Below are 18,845 nucleotides of genomic sequence, written 5' to 3' on the forward strand. Positions count from 1 at the left end.
AGCTTAGAAATCCAGAATCTTGAAACAAATCACTTCAGTTCAGAATCCATTTATCAAATCGCTGGTACTGCTTCAGGAAAAATCCAAAGCACGGAAACAGACCGGAACGTTTTTAATTGAAGGCCACAGAGAAATTGAACTGGCCCAAAAAGGCAGTTATGAAATAGAAACGATTTTATTTCTGCCTGAAATCATTTCCGAATACGACGCCAAAAAACTTTCCGGCTCTGCAGAATTGATTGAAATCAGCAAAGATGTATACCAGAAATTGGCCTACCGTGATACTACAGAAGGCATATTGGCGATAGCAAAATCAAAAAATCTTTCCCTTTCAGAATTGAATCTGGGTAAAAATCCGTTGATTTTAATTGCTGAATCTCCTGAAAAGCCTGGAAATATTGGCGCTATGCTACGAACTGCCGATGCTGCAAAGCTAGATGCCGTAATCATTGCCAATCCAAAAAGCGATTTATACAATCCCAATATCGTACGTTCCAGCGTTGGATGCCTGTTTACAAACCAGATTGCAACGGGAACTACCGAAGAAATTATTGCTTTCCTAAAAGAAAAAAACATCAGTATTTATTGCGCTACCTTGCAGGATTCAACGGGCTATCATACTCAGAATTATACAGCCCCAACTGCATTGGTTGTAGGAACGGAAGCCACAGGATTAACACAGGAATGGCGCGACAATTCAACTCAAAATATCATTATCCCAATGCAGGGAGCCATCGATTCGATGAATGTTTCTGTTGCAGCAGCCATCTTGATTTTTGAAGCAAAAAGACAAAGAGGATTTTAATTAATTACGAATTATGAATTTTAAATTAGGTTTCTTAGCTACTTTTTTAATAAGCACCAGCATTTATGCGCAAATCACACCAACTCAAATCGACGAGGTTGTTGAAAAAACCATAAAAACATTTGATGTTCCGGGTATTGCCGTAGCTGTTGTAAAAGACGGAAAGATTGTTCATGCCAAAGGTTATGGCGTAAAATCAATAATTACGAAGCAAAAAGTGGATGAAAACACACTGTTCGGAATTGCTTCCAACAGTAAGGCATTTACAAGTGCAGCACTGGCAATGCTTGTAGACGAAGGCAAAATCAAATGGGATGACAAAGTCGTCAAATACCTTCCTGATTTCAAAATGTATAACGACTACGTTACCAATGAATTTACGGTTCGGGACCTGTTGACACACCGTAGTGGCCTTGGACTTGGGGCAGGCGATTTGATGATATGGCCTGACGGTTCAGATTTCACAGCCGAAGACATTATCGAAAACATCCAGTACCTAAAACCGGTTTCCGGATTCAGGGCAAAATACGATTATGATAATCTTTTATACATCATTGCCGGAGAAGTAGTGCATAAGGCCAGCGGACAAACATGGAATGAATTTGTAGAAAACAGAATCATAAAACCGCTGGGCATGACCAATACGGCTTCTTCATGGGTAAGGCTAAAAGATACATCCAATGTTATTGTCCCTCACGTGCCGATTGATGGAAAACTAAAAGTCATCTCACGCTATAAAAACCAACTGTTTGACGCCGCCGCAGGTATTTATTCCAGCGTAAACGACATGAGCAAATGGGCAATTATGCAACTGAATAAGGGAAAATATGGCAGCGGGCAGAAAATATTCTCGGAAAAAGAACATGCCGAAATGTGGACGCCACAAACATTGATGCCTAATAAACCCGTTCCTCCTTATAATTCACTTTTTAAAGCCTATGGTTTGGGCTGGCAACTAAATGATGTTAAAGGAAAAATGCAGGTTTCACATACAGGAGGTCTGGAAGGAATCGTAACCCAGGTAACCCTGATACCAGAACTTCAACTTGGTATCATTGTTTTTACCAACCAACAATCAGGAGCCGCTTTTTCAGCCATAACCAATACAATTAAAGACAGTTATCTGGGAATGGAACCTTTTGACCACGTCAAATATTTCAGTGACAGGGAAAAAGCTTCAGGAGAAAAAGCAGACAAAGTTACAGACGAAGTATGGCAAACTGTCGCAAAAAACAAAAACCAGAAAATCGACACCAAAAAGTATATCGGAACCTATAAAGACAATTGGTTTGGCGAAGTTGCCATCACTGAAAAAAAGGGAAAAATGTATTTTGCTTCCAAACGTTCACCTCAACTTAAAGGCGAAATTTTCTTTTATAAAGACAATAATTTCGTAGTAAAATGGGATAATCGCTATTTTCATGCAGATGCCCATATCTTCTTTGAAAAAGACAATGCAGGATTTACCATGAAGCCAATTTCTCCTGCCACAGATTTTAGCTATGATTTCCAGGACCTTAACTTTTTCAGAATAAAATAACGAAGACCTATTCAATTGTTTTTCAGTATACAAAAACCGCCCCATTTGGAGCGGTTTTTGCTTTTATACAAAGAGGCAAAAAAATTGCAAATTCAAAAACTTTATTTTACTTTTAGTCAATAGCTAACAAACATCAGAAACGCCATGGTAGAGATTGATTTAGAACAAGAGAACAAGGCAATTGCGAGGGAATACAAAGAGCTTTTACGAATCAGTTACCAAACATTGTCGGAAGATGACAAAAAACTAATCCGTAAGGCTTTTGATGTGGCTGTAGATGCCCACAAGGACCAACGCAGGAAATCTGGCGAAGCCTACATCTTCCACCCTATTGCCGTGGCTAAAATTGTAGCTTCGGAAATTGGTTTGGGCGCAACTTCTATTGCCGCAGCACTAATGCATGATGTAGTTGAAGATACCGATATTACTGTAGAAGACATTGAAAGAATGTTCAATCCGAAGATTGCAAAAATCGTTGAAGGATTGACCAAAATAGCCCAGGTAAAAACCGATAATGAAATCTCGATGCAGGCGGAAAACTTCCGCAAAATGCTGCTCACCCTAAACGATGACGTACGCGTTATCCTTATCAAGATTGCCGACCGTTTGCACAACATGCAAACCATGGAATCAATGGTTGATTATAAGCAGGCAAAAATCGCATCGGAAACTCTTTATATTTATGCACCGCTGGCCCATCGTTTGGGATTATACAACATTAAAAACCAGCTGGAAGATTTAGGTTTGAAATATACAGAACCTGAAATCTATAACGACATTGTCAGCAAAATAAAAGAAACCAAAGAGCAACAGGACGAATACATCAAGTCTATTTCTGATGTATTGAAAGAATCGCTTGATGCCGAAGGAATCGACTATATCATCAAAGGCCGTCCAAAATCCATTTTCTCCATCCGGAAAAAAATGCTTGCCCAAGGTGTGAGCTTTGATGAAGTATATGATAAATTCGCTTTGAGAATTATCTATAAGGCTACTCCGAGCGAAGAAAAATTCCTCGCCTGGAAAATATATTCCATCGTAACCGACCATTATCGTCCGAGTCCGAGCCGTTTGCGCGATTGGATTTCCTCTCCAAAATCAACCGGTTACGAAGCTCTTCACATTACAGTAATGGGACCTAAAGGGCGTTGGGTAGAAATTCAGGTGCGAAGCGAAAGAATGGACGAAATTGCCGAAAAAGGCTACGCTGCACACTATAAATACAAACAAGGTGGTTCTGAAGAGCACGGTTTGGATACCTGGCTGAATCTTTTAAAAGAAGCCCTGGAAAATGCCTCAACCAACGCAGTTGACTTTGTAGAAGATTTTAAACTGAATCTTTATTCTAAAGAAATTTATGTCTTCACGCCAAAAGGAGAAATCAAGTCGCTTCCTAAAGGTGCAACATCACTGGATTTTGCCTTTAGTATTCACTCCGAAATTGGAATCAGGACGCGCGGAACCAGAGTTAACGGAAAATTAGTCCCGTTGAACCATGTACTGAACAGTGGCGACCAGATTGAAGTCATTACCTCACCAAACCAAAAACCCACATCACATTGGTTGGATTATGTAACGACATCACGTGCCAAAACCAAAATCAAAAACGTTCTTAACGAGAATACAAAGAAAATTGCAGAAGACGGAAAAGAATTACTGACCCGAAAATTACGTCATTTAAAGGTCAACATGACCGAAACAACTGTAAACGAACTGGTCAATTATTTCAAGCTGAAAACCAGCCTTGACCTTTTCTACCGTGTGGGAATTGGGGCTATTGACAACCAACAGCTCAAAGATTTCGCTGCCCAGAAGAGCAATACGTTTATGAATTTCTTTAAGAACAAAATCAAACGTACGCCTTCAAGCAATCCGGAAACCATTAACAAACCGGAAATCAGCAATAATTACGACATGCTGGTTTTTGGAAAAGAACAGGACAAACTGGATTATAAACTGGCCACCTGCTGTAATCCGATTCCCGGCGACGAAGTTTTTGGATTCGTAACCATCAATGAAGGAATAAAAGTCCATAAAAAAGACTGCCCGAATGCCATTAGCCTGCAATCAAACTATGCCTACAGAATCATCAAAGCGAAATGGATTGATTCGTCACAGCAGGAATTTAAAGCCATATTGAACATTACCGGAATGGATACGCTTGGTTTGACCAACGAACTGACCAAAGTAATTTCCAACAACATGCACGTAAACATCCAGAGCATTTCGCTTAGTGGTGATGCCGGTATTTTTAACGGACAGGTTGTGGTTATCGTACAAAACAATACCATTCTGAAAAAACTGATTGAAAACATCAAAAAGATTGATGGAATCGATAAAGTCACAAGAATTAACAAGAATTAAAATCGGAATCGAAGCCATTTACAAATCAAGAAAACAATCGTTTTTCTACACTAAAAAGTTTTAATATTTTTTTAGGTAAAAATCAACAAACGAGAAACTTGATACTTGAAATAAAATGATTTATCTTTGCAGGATATGACACTAATTTCCGTAGATAACAATAAAAATCAAGAGATTGTAAAAAATGTTTTTACAAAATATCTTGAAACAAAAGGACATCGCAAAACTCCTGAGCGCTATGCTATTCTTCAGGAGATTTATGATAATGAAGAGCATTTCGACATCGAATCTCTTTATATCAAGATGAAAAACAAAAATTATCGTGTGAGCAGGGCTACGCTTTACAACACGATTGAACTTTTATTGGACTGTGCCCTGGTAAGAAAACACCAGTTCGGACAAAATCAGGCACATTACGAAAAATCCTATTTCGACAAACAGCACGACCATATCATCATGACAGATTCTGGCGAGGTGATAGAGTTTTGCGACCCGCGAATCCAAAGCATCAAAAAAACTATCGAAGAAATTTTTGATATCGAAATTCACAATCACTCCCTTTACCTTTACGGAAACAAAAAGACTACACCTAAAGAATAAATAAACAACAACTAACAACAAAAAAATGACCGTAGATTTACTACTCGGCTTGCAGTGGGGCGACGAAGGCAAAGGAAAAATTGTTGACGTTCTCACTTCAAAGTACGATATTATTGCCCGTTTTCAAGGCGGACCTAACGCAGGACACACGCTTGAATTTGATGGAATCAAGCACGTTTTGAGAACAATTCCTTCAGGAATTTTTCATAAAAATTCAATCAATATTATTGGAAACGGAGTCGTAATCGACCCGGTTGTTTTCCAAAAAGAATTGGAAGGCCTGGCAAAATTTGATATTGATATCCAGTCACGATTGATTATCTCAAGAAAAGCACACCTTATTTTACCAACACACCGTTTACTTGATGCTGCTTCGGAAGCATCGAAAGGCAAAGCAAAAATTGGTTCAACCTTAAAAGGAATCGGGCCTACTTACATGGACAAAACCGGAAGAAACGGTCTTCGTGTGGGCGATATTGAATTGGCTGATTTTAAAGAACGATACAGAGCATTGGCTGACAAACATGAAGCCATGATTGCTTTTTATGATGTTGACCTGCAATATGACCTAAAAGAATTGGAAGATGAATTTTTCGAATCGATTGAAGTCTTAAAAACGCTACAATTCATCGACAGCGAAGAATATATCAATAAGGCCATGAAAGAAGGCAAATCAATTTTAGCAGAAGGAGCGCAAGGCTCACTTTTAGATATTGATTTCGGAACTTATCCTTTTGTTACTTCTTCAAATACAACAGCAGCAGGAGCTTGCACGGGACTGGGAATCGCTCCTAATCGCGTAAAAGAAGTGTTTGGAATTTTCAAAGCCTATACAACAAGAGTTGGAAGCGGTCCGTTTCCTACCGAACTTTTTGACAAGGACGGTGAAACAATGGCTAAAGTTGGAAACGAATTTGGTTCTGTTACGGGTCGTGCCAGACGATGCGGATGGTTGGATTTGGTAGCCTTGAAATATGCTATACAAGTCAACGGAGTAACTGCTTTGTATATGATGAAAGGCGATGTGTTATCCGGATTTGATACGCTGAAAATCTGTACGGCTTACAATTACAAAGGAACTGAAATTGACCACCTTCCTTACAATATCGAACCGGAAAATGTTTCTCCCGTGTATGTGGAGAAAAAAGGATGGAAAGCAGACCTTACCGGAATGACTACCTATAACGAACTTCCTTCAGAATTAAAAGAATACGTCGAATTCATTGAAAATTTTGTAGAAGTGCCAATTAAAGTCATATCCGTTGGCCCTGACAGAAAACAGACAATTTTAAAATAAGAACAACGCCTTGATAATTTCAAGGCGTTTTTTGTTTTTATAGATTTAATAAAATTCTTCCAATGCTTAATCTGCCGCTGTTAAAAAATTATGCCACAGATTTCGCAGATTCCCACAGATAAATTTCTAAAAAAATCCTTTTAATCCTTTAATCTGTGGCAACTCTAAAAATCACACTTTAGATTTCACAGATTCTTACAGATTTATCCCATACAAAGTCATTCAATCCTGACAATGTGAAGCAAATTATAAAAAAATCTGCCTAACCAGATTTACTTTCAATTGATTACACAAATAATTCTTAATTAAAAATCAGATATGGAGATTTTAATTAAATTTGAACCAAAATTCCATCCATTGAAGAAGAACTTTTTATTTCTTGCAAGCTTTTTTATACTACTGAGTTTCAATACGCTGCTGGCACAGGCTCCACCAAAAAAAATCATAGTAGAGAATTCCGACTTTGTCGATATCCAACAGGAAGAAATTCCCGGGGCTATCCGATACAGAGGAAACGTGAGAATCCTGCATGATGGTGTTAGGATGACTTGCAACACAGCCTATTTGTTCCAAAAAGAAAACTATATAAAAGCTTTTGGTGATGTAAAAATGAATCAGGGCGATACCGTATTTATGGACAGCCGTTATGCTGAATACCAGGGTAATATAAAATTTGCCTTCGCTACCGGAAACGTAGTAATGCGTGACCCGAAAATGACACTGACAACTGATACCATTAATTTCGACAGGAGAATCCAACAGGCTTACTATACTACCTACGGAACCATAAAAGACCAGGAAAATACTTTAAGGAGCAAATCCGGAAGATATTACCTTAATGAAAAGAAATTCCAGTTCCTGACTGCTGTTACCATAACAAACCCGAAATATGTAATCAAGTCAAACCATCTTGATTACTATTCCAATTCGGGTCATTCCTATCTGTTTGGTCCTTCAACAATTACCAGCAAGGAAAACTTTATCTATACCGAAAAGGGATTTTATGACACTAAGAAAAATTTTGCCCATTTCGTCAAAAACTCCTATATCAAATACGACAACCGTCTTATAAGAGGAGATAGTTTGTATTATGACCGGAACCGTGAATTTGCTTCGGCAACCAATAATGTTAAGATAACAGATTCGATTAACAAAGGAGTTGTTCGGGGGCATTATGGTGAAGTCTACCGGAATCAGGATTCTTTAGTCATGACCAAAAGAGCCGTCGCCGCTACCCTCATAGAAAAAGATACACTTTATGTTCATGGGAAAAAGCTGATGGTTACCGGAAAACCGGAAAACCGTATTGTTCGTGCTTTTAATAACGTTCGATTTTATAAAATTGACATGAGTGGCAAATGCGATTCCTTACATTCGAATCAAAAAAACGGACTGACACAATTAATTGGAAGACCGGTTATCTGGAATGGAGAAAACCAATTGACGGGAAAGGTAATCCATCTCATTTCAAATCCTGAAACTGAAAAACTGGATTCACTCAAAGTATTGACAGATGCCTTTATAGCTTCAAAAGACACTTTAGGCGCCGGCTATAATCAGGTCAAAGGTGTTAATTTATATGGCAAGTTCCGGGACAACAAATTATATGAAGTCGACCTCGTTAAAAATACAGAAAAGCTTTATTATGGCTATGACAAAGGACAATTGGTTGCTATTGACAAAGGAATCAGCAGCCGTATCCATCTGGAACTGGAAGACAACAAAATTACGACTGTAACCTCTTTTACAAATCCTGAAAGTGAAAGTTATCCTGAAAAAGACCTTCCTGAAAACGCACGGAAACTGAGAGGATTCCTCTGGCGGGGCGATGAAATAATAAAAACTAAAGACGATATATTTCCTCCCGAGGAAAACGAAATCCATGAAAAAATACTAAAACAGAGCAAAATTGACAAAGCCAAGGAAGATACTCCTATGGAAGTCCGCAAAGAAACTCTGGATTACGACAAGAAAAAACCTGAGAAAAAGCTGGAGAAAAAAGCAAAAACTCAGTAATGCCACTACCATAATGCAAATAAAATGAATAAAGATTTTCAAAAATACCAGGCACAAACTTCCCCTTACCCGCTTGGAATGGAAGTTTCTCACGCCATCGGTTCTTATATATACGACACAAACAATAAAAAATATCTTGACTTCGTAGCCGGAGTATCGGCCTGTACATTAGGCCATCAGAACAAAAGAGTCAATGATGCCATAAAAAACCAGCTCGACAAATATTCACATGTTATGGTATATGGCGAATATTCTCAAAATCCGGCTGTTGAGTTTTGCAAATTATTAGCTTCACTCTTACCTAAGCCGCTTGAAAAAACCTATCTGGTCAATTCCGGTACAGAAGCCACCGAAGGCGCTTTAAAACTGGCCCGAAGAGTTACAGGACGCAGCCAGCTTATTTCATGCAATAATGCTTATCATGGCAATACGATGGGCTCTATGAGCGTTATGGGATTTGAAGAAAGAAAACGGGCTTTCCGTCCGTTAATTCCTGATGTCGATTTCATTACATTCAACAACGAAGAAGACCTTAAAAAAATCACTACAAAAACGGCCGGAATCATATTGGAAAGTATTCAGGGCGGCGCCGGATTCATTCAGCCTGAAAATGGGTTTTTGAAAAAAGTAAGAGAACGGTGCACGGAAGTAGGTGCCATGATGATTATAGATGAAATCCAGCCGGGTTTTGGAAGAACCGGAAAACTATTCGGTTTTGAAAACTATGACGTTGTACCCGATATTATAATTTTAGGTAAAGGAATGGGTGGCGGAATGCCTGTAGGCGCTTTTACGGCTTCGTCAGAAATGATGGATTTATTAAGTGACAATCCAAAACTTGGGCATATTACAACCTTTGGAGGACATCCTGTCATAGCGGCCGCAAGCCTTGCTACGCTTCAGGAAATCACGGAAACCGACCTGATTCCGCAAACACTTGAAAAAGAAAAGCTTTTCCGTTCGCTTTTGGTACATCCTTTGATAAAAGAAATAAGAGGACGTGGATTAATGCTGGCGGCAATGACAGAAGATGCTGAAATAACAAACCAAATCATCCTGAAATGCCAGGACAAAGGACTTATCCTATTTTGGCTGCTGTTTGAAGGAAAAGCAATCCGGATTACGCCTCCTCTGACCATTTCTGAAGAAGAAATCAAAGAAGGCTGTGCCATTATGCTAGAAGTAATGGATGAAGTGTATTCTGCTCTAAAAAAACTAGGATTTAACAATAAAAATCCGTAACTTACAGAGAGGAGTTTTGTTAATTAAATTGTTCACAACAATTTTAGCCCAACCTCGACAAAAGATTTACGTTCCCTAAATTTATTAAGGATAATTTTAAAAACAAAGAGTATGCATTTGAGTCACGATGAAGAAGATTATAATTTATCCTTGTCCAAGTTCGAATCCATGTTGAAAACCAACAAAGTTCTCTTCTTTGATTCGGAAGAATTTGAAGAAATTATTCTTCACTACCTGGATATGGGTAAAGCGTCTCTGGCCAAAAAGGCCTTAAAATTAGCGCTTGAGCAGCACCCTCGTTCTACAGGCTTAAAACTAGTACAAGTAGAAATGTTGGTATATGATGACAAGCTTGAAACTGCTGAAAAGCTTTTAAATGAACTTTACGCCATTGAACCTCAAAACGAAGAAATTTTTATCCAAAAAGCCAATATTTATTCCAAGAGAGACAATCACGAAAAAGCGGTAGAATTATTACAGGAAGCCTTAAAGCTTACGGATGATTATGCTGACGTTTACAACCTGATTGGAATGGAATATCTTTTTATGGACAATCTGGAATTAGCGAAAGAGAATTTTATTAAATGTCTGGAAGAAGATGTGGAAGACCAGGCCGCATTATATAATGTAGTGTATTGTTTTGAATTTTTAGACCAAAACAAGGAAGCTATTGCTTTCCTTGAGAAATATATTGACCGAAATCCTTACAGTGAAATCGCCTGGCATCAAAGCGGAAGACTTTACTACGGATTGCAGGATTATGAAAACGCCTTACGTTGCTTCGATTATGCTTCAATGATTGATGACGAATTCATGGGTGCTTTTATGGAAAAAGCAAAATCTTTGGAGCGTCTTAAACGTTATGAAGAAGCGATTGAAAGCTATAACAGGACCATCGAACTGGATGACCCTACATCGTATGCCCTATTGCGAATTGGAAAATGTTATGAGAAATTAGGCAACAAGCCTTTGGCTCTGAAATATTTTCATAAAACCGTACATGAGGACCCGTTATTAGACAAGGGGTGGATTGCGATTACCGATTTCTATGTAAGACAGAAAAACTATCAGAAAGCCTTGTTTTATGTCAACAAAGCTATCGGGATTGACAACGAAAACAGATTATACTGGAAACGTTATGCCACCATCAACAGAGCTTTGGATTTTCTGGAAGAAGCCGAAATGGGATACCGAAAAGCTGTAGAGTTTGGAGATTATGAATTAGACACCTGGCTGTATTGGATTGACATCTTGCAAAATCTGGGTGAATATGATGCTGCTATACACACGTTATTGCAGGCTTCAGAATATTTCCCTGAAGAATTCCAATTGGAATACCGCCTGGCCGGACTGTATTTTGCAGAAGGAGACGAAGCCAAAGGAAAATTCCATCTGAGTAACGGTTTGCGTGTAAGTTTTGAAAATCACACCATTTTGGAGAACCTGTTTCCAGATGTTTGGGCAAGAGAAGATGTCCAGGAAATGATTAATAAGAAGTAGACAATACCAAACATAACTTTTAAAGCCTGACAAAAATGATTAATTTCGCTTTGTCAGGCTTTTAATTTTGGTTATATGGAAATCACTCACTTATTTGGACTTCTTGGAAAAAACATCGCATACTCTTTTTCAAAAGGATATTTTACAGAAAAATTCAAGTCCTTAAATCTGAAAAACTACGATTATGTAAACTTTGACATCCCGTCTATTGAAGAATTTCCAGATATCATTAAGAATAATCCCAACCTAAAAGGGATGAATGTGACGATTCCGTACAAAGAATCCGTACTTCCCTATCTGGATAAGATTTCCAGAAAAGCAGAAAAGATTGGCGCAGTCAACACTATAAAAGTCACCCGAAAAGGAAATTTAAAAGGCTATAATACCGATTACTATGGTTTCAGGAAATCGTTAGAACCTTTATTGGAACCCCACCACAAAAAAGCCTTGATTCTTGGAACAGGAGGCGCCTCAAAAGGCATTGCCTATGCATTAGAAGAGCTCGGAATTTTATATACTTTCGTTTCCAGAGAGGCAACAGGCGAAAGTATTGGATATAATCTGGTCAATGCCACCACTTTTGACAACCATCAAATTGTAATCAATTGCACACCGCTTGGTACATCGCCAAATACTGATGCCTTTCCTCCTATTCCTTATGAGTATTTTACGCCAAAACATATTGCTCACGACCTGATTTATAATCCTGCGGAAACTATCTTTCTTAAAAAAGCAAAAAAACAAGGCGCAACGATTAAAAACGGTTTGGAAATGCTACAGTATCAGGCCGAAAAATCATGGAAAATCTGGAATCGATAAGTTTAAAAAAAATAAAAAACAAATCGTCAGAATCTGAAACAGCTCTATTCGCAAAAAAAGAATAACCCGGAAAATCGAGTAAAATATTGGTTTTTCTTTGAATTTTCAGATGCCTTTACTATCTTTCCAAACGAAAGTATTACCAACCATAAACATTTAATGATGTTAGAAGAAAAGAATGATAACCTGCATGAAGCAGATGGAAGTAACGAAAATGAAGCACAAAATGTGTCTCAAAACGAAAATTCGCAAATTGAAGAACCAACCGAAAACAACGCTGACGCTACAGAAGTAAGTTCAGACGATGCAAATGATGTTGTTTCAGAAACTACGGATGCCATAGAAATTTCTCCGGAAGAACTGGAAGAAACCGTTGTTGTGAGTGACAACCAAAAAGCTTTGGATGCCATAGCTGACTCCAATGCTGAAGAAAGCGAAGACGAAACACTAAAAGAGCGTCATGAAATCCCAATGCAGGATTATGAAGCAATGGACATGGAATCGCTTGTAGCAGAACTGGAAAAACTTGTTGCTGTAGAAAAAGTAATGTCTGTGAAAGACCATGTAGAAGAGCTTCGTTCTGCTTTCCTATCCAAATACAACCACTTTATTGAAGAGAAAAGAGAAGAGTTTCTGGCTGAAAATCCGGACACAACAGAAGATTTCCACTACCATCTTCCATTGAAAATCAAATTTGACACACTAATTAATCAATATAGAGACAAGAAAAACACACATTTCAAAAGCCTTCAAAACAATCTAAAGGCAAATCTGGATGTACGTTTGGCTATTGTTGAAGAACTTAAAGAATTAATCAATCCACAGGAAAATATCAAGGACACGCTGAAGCATTTCAATGAATTGCGTGAAAGATGGAAAAATGCCGGTCCTATTCCAAGAGACAAATACAACCACGTTTGGAATAACTATCATTTCCATGTTGAAAATTTCTATGATTACCTGCATCTTGACAGAGAAGCCAGAGATTTGGACTTTAAGCACAACCTTGAGCAAAAGCAAAGAATCATTTCCCGTGTTGAAGAACTTGTGAATGAGCCGGATGTTAACAAGGCATTCCGCGAATTGCAAGACCTTCATAAAATCTGGAAAGAAGATATAGGCCCGGTTTCAAGAGAACACCGTGAAGCAATTTGGAACACATTTAGTGAACTGACTAAAAAAATCCATGATAAAAGAGAATTACTGTTCGAAAAACAAAGAGGTACAGAACAGGAAAATCTGGAGAAGAAAAAAGAGATTATATCAAAAATAGCAGAACTTGCCAAAGAAAAAGTCGAAGCACACTCTTCATGGCAGGCTCAAATTGAAAAAGTTGAAGCTTTACGCAATGAGTTCTTTGCCACCGGAAAAGTTCCTGCTGATGTTAATGAAGAAACCTGGTCTGCCTTTAAAAATGCTGTCCGTGACTTCAATGCACTGAAAAACTCTTTCTATAAGGATATTAAAAAAGACCAACAGGAAAACCTGAACAAAAAAATGGCTTTGGTGGAAAGAGCCAAATCATTAAAAGACAGTGAAGATTTTGCAGCAACCACTCCTGTAATGAAACAAATTCAGGAAGAATGGAAGCAGATTGGCCATGTTCCAAGAAAATATTCAGACAGTATCTGGAAAGAATTCAAAGAAGCGTGTAATCATTATTTTGACAAACTTCATGCCCAGAGAAATGAAGTAAATTCAGAAGAACTGGAAGCATTTGAGAAAAAGAAAGCTTATCTTGAAACCATCAGGGATTTTGAATTGACAGGCGAACACAAAGCAGATTTGGATGCTATCAAAGCACATATCGAAAACTGGAAAGGCTTTGGGAAAGTGCCACACGCCAGACGTCATATTGAAGGAAAATTCAATAAGATACTGGATGCCTTGTTCGACAAGCTTAGCCTAAGCAAGAAAGATTCGGAAATGGCGCGATTCAACAGCAGAATTGACCAGCTTTCCAGCTCTGACGATAGCAGAAAATTAGAGAATGAGAAAATCTTCCTGATTCGCAAAATTGAAGAAGTACAACAGGAAATTTTCCAGCTTGAAAATAACATTCAGTTTTTTGCCAATGCGAAAAAAGACAATCCGATGGTGCTTGAAGTAAAGAAAAATATTGAAAGACATAAAGAAAGTCTACAGATGTGGAAAGAAAAGCTGAAACAGGTCAGAAACTTAAAAACAGAATAAAATTTTCAGATAAAAGCCCCGCAATTGTGGGGCTTTTCATTGATTGATAGTATTTAAAAACCGTATTCCTTTTATTCCTCTCGGATAAAAGGTATCTTTGCGCGATGAAATGGATTAAAAACATCACCGTGTTTTTTATTTTCCTGGTTTCTCTCTTTTTTAGTCAAACGGAGGAAGCGAAGGCTTTTGGCGCTACATCCATTCCTCAAAATAAAAAATCAATTGAGCAGGTTGATTTTCTCAAGGCTTCTGCCTTTATCAATCAGGAAATAAGCATAAACTCCATTTCAAACCCAAGAGCAGACCTTCCTACCTATGCCAAATGGTTTGAATTTTACTACGATGTAAGTTTTTCAGGATTCAGCACCTGCAAAGCTACTGCAGCTTTTTTGAAACAAGACATCAACCGATGCCTGAATGTTTCCATCTTATTATTTCCCTTCCATTTTTTCTGGTGATTTTATTCTGTTGAATTAAAATCGAAAGGCTGTAAAGTATTACAGCCCACAATTACTATTTATTAAATTAAAAAAAATGGATACAGCATCTCTAATTATAGGGTTGGTGCTAACATTGATTTGCGCCGTACCTTTAATCTATATTGCCAACAATCAGGCAAAAAACAAAAAGAAAGTAAAAGAAATTTTTAATCATTTCCGTCAGGGAAAATATGATTTTTCAACAAAGGAAACCCATTACAAGAAAATCTATTCACTTGACAAAACCAATAAAGGCTTTTTATTTATTGACCTGAATAAAGAAAATGACAGAGCTTCTTTTGTTGATTTAAGCGAAGTTAACTCTTGCAGGATTGAAGAAACATCTTCAGGGAATAATGATGACAAAATAATATTTACGTTCAAATTAAAAAACGGAAATACAACCACAATCGTACTGTACGATTTAGAAACGGATAAATTAGGAAAAGCCTATTGGCAGGAAAATGAACAAATAGCCAAAAAATGGCAATTGATTGTTGAAAATACTATCTAAAGGTTAGTTGTGTTAATTATAATTCATTTGAAAGGGCTGTCTATTTTTAGGCAGCCTTTTTATTTCTATATAACTCTCATAGTCATAAAGACACATTAATATAACAAACTGTTTATATTTGTAAATATACAAGCCTGATAAATTTTATAAAAGCCAAATAATCATGAGACGAAAGTTTAAACACCTTTCTTATTTCCTTTCCACTGGAATATTTCTGTTCCTGAGTTGCCAGACTGAAGAAATCCCAGTAACAGAAGATTGGCAGAAGCCTATCCGGCGTGCCAAAAAAGTATCTTTTTCTACATTCAAGCAACTGACTGGTCTTTCCGATTTCAACACAACTTTCACGCTTTCCAAAAACAAGGGTCTGTCAACAAAACACATTAATGGAAGTTATACGTCCGAAGATTTTATTGTAGATACGGATCAAATCATCCAAACCATATCAGGTGGAAAAACTTCTTATGCCTTCCTAATGACTCCCAAGAATGGAGAAAAGGAAGATAGTCGGTTCTATCTTATTGTATATGACAAAGAAGGAAACTGGTTGGATATGGTTATTCAATCAGATGTTTTTATAGATGCTGATGGGAATCCAAATGAAACCGGCTTCCGTGAAATTTATGCGAGCGCTGCCAGAGGAACGGGATGCACTACGGTTTTCACATGGGTTATTAAATGCAATCGTAAAGGTAAATGTGCCGATGGCGTGTGTGATCGATGTTCCATATGTCTCAAAGCAGGCAGCGAGAGAATCTGCGGAAATGATAAGGAAGACTATCTCGATGGCGGATGGACAAAACCATTACAGCCAGACACTGGCGGTGGTGGTAGTCCAAATCCGGAAACAGATTCTGATGAGGAAACGGTTGTAAATTTGCCAATACAAACTATAATTCTGAGAAACGATCCTTGTAAGGACTTAAAAGAGAAGTCTGAGAATATTTCATTTAAAGAGAAAATGGAAGAACTAAAGGGAAAGGCTGCCACACAAAATTTTGAATCTGCCTATACGATGTATCAAAATCCGGTTGATGGACTGTCTTTTTCGCCAGAAGCCAGCGGAACTGTAAACGAACCAGCAGTAGAGCTGACCCTAAATATGTCTTTTACCCAAACACCCACCAATGCAATTGGCTTTATCCATTGCCATCTAGATAATGGAACCACGTTTAAGGTATTTTCTTTTACAGATATGATTGCATTGGCTTATGTTGCTAGCGTCTCTACCCGCCCTACTTCAGAATTGGGTATATTTGTGACTACAGCAAGTGGAACTTTTGCATTAAAAGTCAATGATAGGATTGCACTTAAGAATAACCTATTATGGATGCAGATGGCACAAAAAAGCTATGAAAAAGAATTTGCAGAAAAAGTTGACAAAGATCATCCTTTAGACAAGCAAGTCTTAGGACTGTTAAGATTTATGAAAAAAGCGTTTAAAGATAGGACGCTTGGAATTGACCTCTACCAGCAAGACTCGAACGGAACTTGGGAAAAACTGGAACTGAGTAACAATGAAAAAAACGTTAACTCTAAAAAATGCTAACCATGAAAAAATTTATAATGACACTTTTTTTAATGATTTGTCAAAACCTTATTTCTCAAGAACTTCCAGTACTGTCGACTACTTCACTCTACGATGAAGAACAACAATTCGACCATATTGATAGTGGCAATTATGCTAGGGACACACATAACGAGCGTGACCAATATGTTGGTCTATGGCAATATAACCAAAACGGGATACTGTTCATACTAAAGATTGAAAAGATGGATAAGGTTATAAACAAGAGAGAGTTTCCAGGTTTTGAACCTCATTATAATTATTTTGACCAATTAACATTGAGGTATCGCCTTGTAAAAAACAATATACTTCTTTTTGACAACCTGAATCAAGACGGTGTTGACCCAATTGCTAATTATGCGACAAAACATGGTTCTAATAATTATGCAAGAGGTAGGATATGGGATCGTACCAGAAATGTTAGGGGTTCGCATACTATCACCCGACTGAATACTAATCCTGCAAAGATAATTTTCAACCTTGAAAGGTTTGATTATACCAAAGTTAATGATTCTTCTTTTTATCAGGATGGGCAGCCTTTATTTAGCATTCCTCAGAATGGAATTGAGATGGTAAAGATTGATTAAAAATGTTTCTTTTTCTAATAGTGAAATTGTCAATCAAAAAATGCTGACCATGAAAACGTTTATAATAATGCTTTTTTTAACGATGTGTCAAAATCTTGTTTCACAGGAACTTCCTGTGTTATCGACTACTTCTCAATTTAATAGAGAGCAGCGATTTAATCACCAAGAAAATGGGAATTATGCCCGTGATACCCATAATGAACGAGATCAATATGTTGGTTTATGGGAATACAATCAAAATGGGATTCTGTTTCTGTTAAAAATTGAAAAGATGAACAGGGTAATAAATAAAATAGAAGCTCCGGGTTTTGAGACTATCTATAATTATTTTGATTTGCTAATTTTAAGATATCGTCTTGTCAAAGACAATATTGTCATTTTTGATAACTTAAACGAAAATGATGTTGATCCTATCGCTAATTATGCAACAAAACTTGGCTCATATAGTTTTGCAAGTGGCAGGATATGGGATCGTACAAGAAACGTCAGGGGCTCACATACTATTACTCGGCTGAGTACTAGTCCTCCAAAAATAATCTTCAATCTAGAGAAGTTTAATTATACTAAACTTAACGATCCTTCTTTTTATCAAGACAGACAGCCTTTGTTTAGCATTCCTCAGGGCGGGATTGAGATGGTCAAGATTGATTAAAATGTTTCTTATTTCTAAATAATAAAAGTAAAAATTGTCAATCCAAAAATACTGACCATGAAAACGTATATAATAATGCTTCTTTTAATGATGTGTCAAAATCTTGCTTCACAGGAACTTCCTGTGTTATCGACTACTTCATTATACAATGAAGAACAACAATTCGACCATATTGATAGTTGTAATTACGCTAAGGACACACATAACGAGCGTGACCAATACGTAGGCCTATGGCAATATAACCAAAATGGGATATTGTTTATACTAAAGATTGAAAAAATGGATAAGATGATTAACAAGAGGAAGTTTCCTGGTTTTCAGGCTCATTATAATTATTTCGATCGACTAGTATTAAGATACCGCCTTGTCAAAAACAATGTTCTCCTTTTTGACAACTTAAACGAAAGCGATATTGACCCAATTGCTAATTATGCGACAAAACATGGTTCTAATAATTATGCAAGCGGCAGGATATGGGATCGTACACGAAATGTAAGGGGTTCGCATACTATCACCCGACTGAATACTAATCCTGCAAAGATAATTTTCAACCTTGAAAGGTTTGATTATACCAAAGTTAATGATTCATCTTTTTATCAAGACAGACAGCCTTTGTTTAGCATTCCTCAGGGCGGGATTGAGATGGTCAAGATTGATTAAAAATGTTTCT

16 protein-coding genes are annotated in these 18,845 nt (G+C 37.4%); all 16 read left to right on the forward strand.

Annotated elements, in window-relative coordinates:
* Positions 1–19 precede the first annotated feature (19 nt).
* Positions 20–805, forward strand: a complete 786-nt coding sequence (locus ASG38_RS15155; protein WP_056072948.1) for an RNA methyltransferase — start codon at positions 20–22, stop codon at positions 803–805.
* 13 nt (positions 806–818) lie between these two features.
* The gene (locus ASG38_RS15160) at positions 819–2,345 is read left to right on the forward strand and encodes a serine hydrolase (protein ID WP_056072951.1); all 1,527 of its coding nucleotides are present in this window, start codon (positions 819–821) and stop codon (positions 2,343–2,345) included.
* A gap of 144 nt (positions 2,346–2,489) precedes the next feature.
* Complete coding sequence (locus ASG38_RS15165) at positions 2,490–4,709, forward strand: bifunctional (p)ppGpp synthetase/guanosine-3',5'-bis(diphosphate) 3'-pyrophosphohydrolase (protein ID WP_056072953.1); 2,220 nt, start codon at positions 2,490–2,492, stop codon at positions 4,707–4,709.
* 135 nt (positions 4,710–4,844) lie between these two features.
* The gene (locus tag ASG38_RS15170) at positions 4,845–5,309 is read left to right on the forward strand and encodes a Fur family transcriptional regulator (RefSeq protein WP_056072956.1); all 465 of its coding nucleotides are present in this window, start codon (positions 4,845–4,847) and stop codon (positions 5,307–5,309) included.
* 25 nt (positions 5,310–5,334) lie between these two features.
* Complete coding sequence (locus ASG38_RS15175) at positions 5,335–6,606, forward strand: adenylosuccinate synthase (RefSeq protein ID WP_056072958.1); 1,272 nt, start codon at positions 5,335–5,337, stop codon at positions 6,604–6,606.
* 318 nt (positions 6,607–6,924) lie between these two features.
* A complete protein-coding gene (locus ASG38_RS15180) occupies positions 6,925–8,622 on the forward strand; it encodes an OstA-like protein (RefSeq protein ID WP_082482238.1) in 1,698 nt (565 codons plus the stop codon).
* A gap of 24 nt (positions 8,623–8,646) precedes the next feature.
* Entirely contained in the window at positions 8,647–9,864 is a 1,218-nt protein-coding gene (locus ASG38_RS15185; protein ID WP_056072961.1) for an aspartate aminotransferase family protein, read from the forward strand.
* A gap of 111 nt (positions 9,865–9,975) precedes the next feature.
* Complete coding sequence (locus ASG38_RS15190) at positions 9,976–11,364, forward strand: lipopolysaccharide assembly protein LapB (RefSeq protein WP_056072964.1); 1,389 nt, start codon at positions 9,976–9,978, stop codon at positions 11,362–11,364.
* A gap of 75 nt (positions 11,365–11,439) precedes the next feature.
* Positions 11,440–12,183 carry a shikimate dehydrogenase gene (locus ASG38_RS15195; RefSeq protein WP_056072967.1) on the forward strand — a complete coding sequence of 248 codons (744 nt, stop codon included), beginning with the start codon at positions 11,440–11,442 and terminating at the stop codon, positions 12,181–12,183.
* Between the two features lie 162 nt (positions 12,184–12,345).
* Positions 12,346–14,376, forward strand: a complete 2,031-nt coding sequence (locus ASG38_RS15200; protein WP_056073044.1) for a DUF349 domain-containing protein — start codon at positions 12,346–12,348, stop codon at positions 14,374–14,376.
* A gap of 104 nt (positions 14,377–14,480) precedes the next feature.
* Positions 14,481–14,834, forward strand: coding sequence for a hypothetical protein (locus tag ASG38_RS15205; RefSeq protein ID WP_056072969.1), 354 nt, complete (start codon positions 14,481–14,483; stop codon positions 14,832–14,834).
* A gap of 76 nt (positions 14,835–14,910) precedes the next feature.
* On the forward strand, positions 14,911–15,369 hold the full coding sequence (locus tag ASG38_RS15210) for a hypothetical protein (RefSeq protein ID WP_056072972.1): 459 nt from the start codon (positions 14,911–14,913) through the stop codon (positions 15,367–15,369).
* 163 nt (positions 15,370–15,532) lie between these two features.
* Positions 15,533–16,918, forward strand: a complete 1,386-nt coding sequence (locus ASG38_RS15215; protein ID WP_056072975.1) for a hypothetical protein — start codon at positions 15,533–15,535, stop codon at positions 16,916–16,918.
* 2 nt (positions 16,919–16,920) lie between these two features.
* Positions 16,921–17,523, forward strand: a complete 603-nt coding sequence (locus ASG38_RS15220; RefSeq protein ID WP_157486186.1) for a DUF6705 family protein — start codon at positions 16,921–16,923, stop codon at positions 17,521–17,523.
* Between the two features lie 49 nt (positions 17,524–17,572).
* The gene (locus ASG38_RS15225; protein WP_157486187.1) at positions 17,573–18,175 is read left to right on the forward strand and encodes a DUF6705 family protein; all 603 of its coding nucleotides are present in this window, start codon (positions 17,573–17,575) and stop codon (positions 18,173–18,175) included.
* 57 nt (positions 18,176–18,232) lie between these two features.
* Positions 18,233–18,835, forward strand: coding sequence for a DUF6705 family protein (locus ASG38_RS15230; RefSeq protein ID WP_056072984.1), 603 nt, complete (start codon positions 18,233–18,235; stop codon positions 18,833–18,835).
* Positions 18,836–18,845: the final 10 nt, after the last annotated feature.

This window comes from Flavobacterium sp. Leaf359 (assembly GCF_001423985.1).
Taxonomy (GTDB): domain Bacteria; phylum Bacteroidota; class Bacteroidia; order Flavobacteriales; family Flavobacteriaceae; genus Flavobacterium; species Flavobacterium lindanitolerans.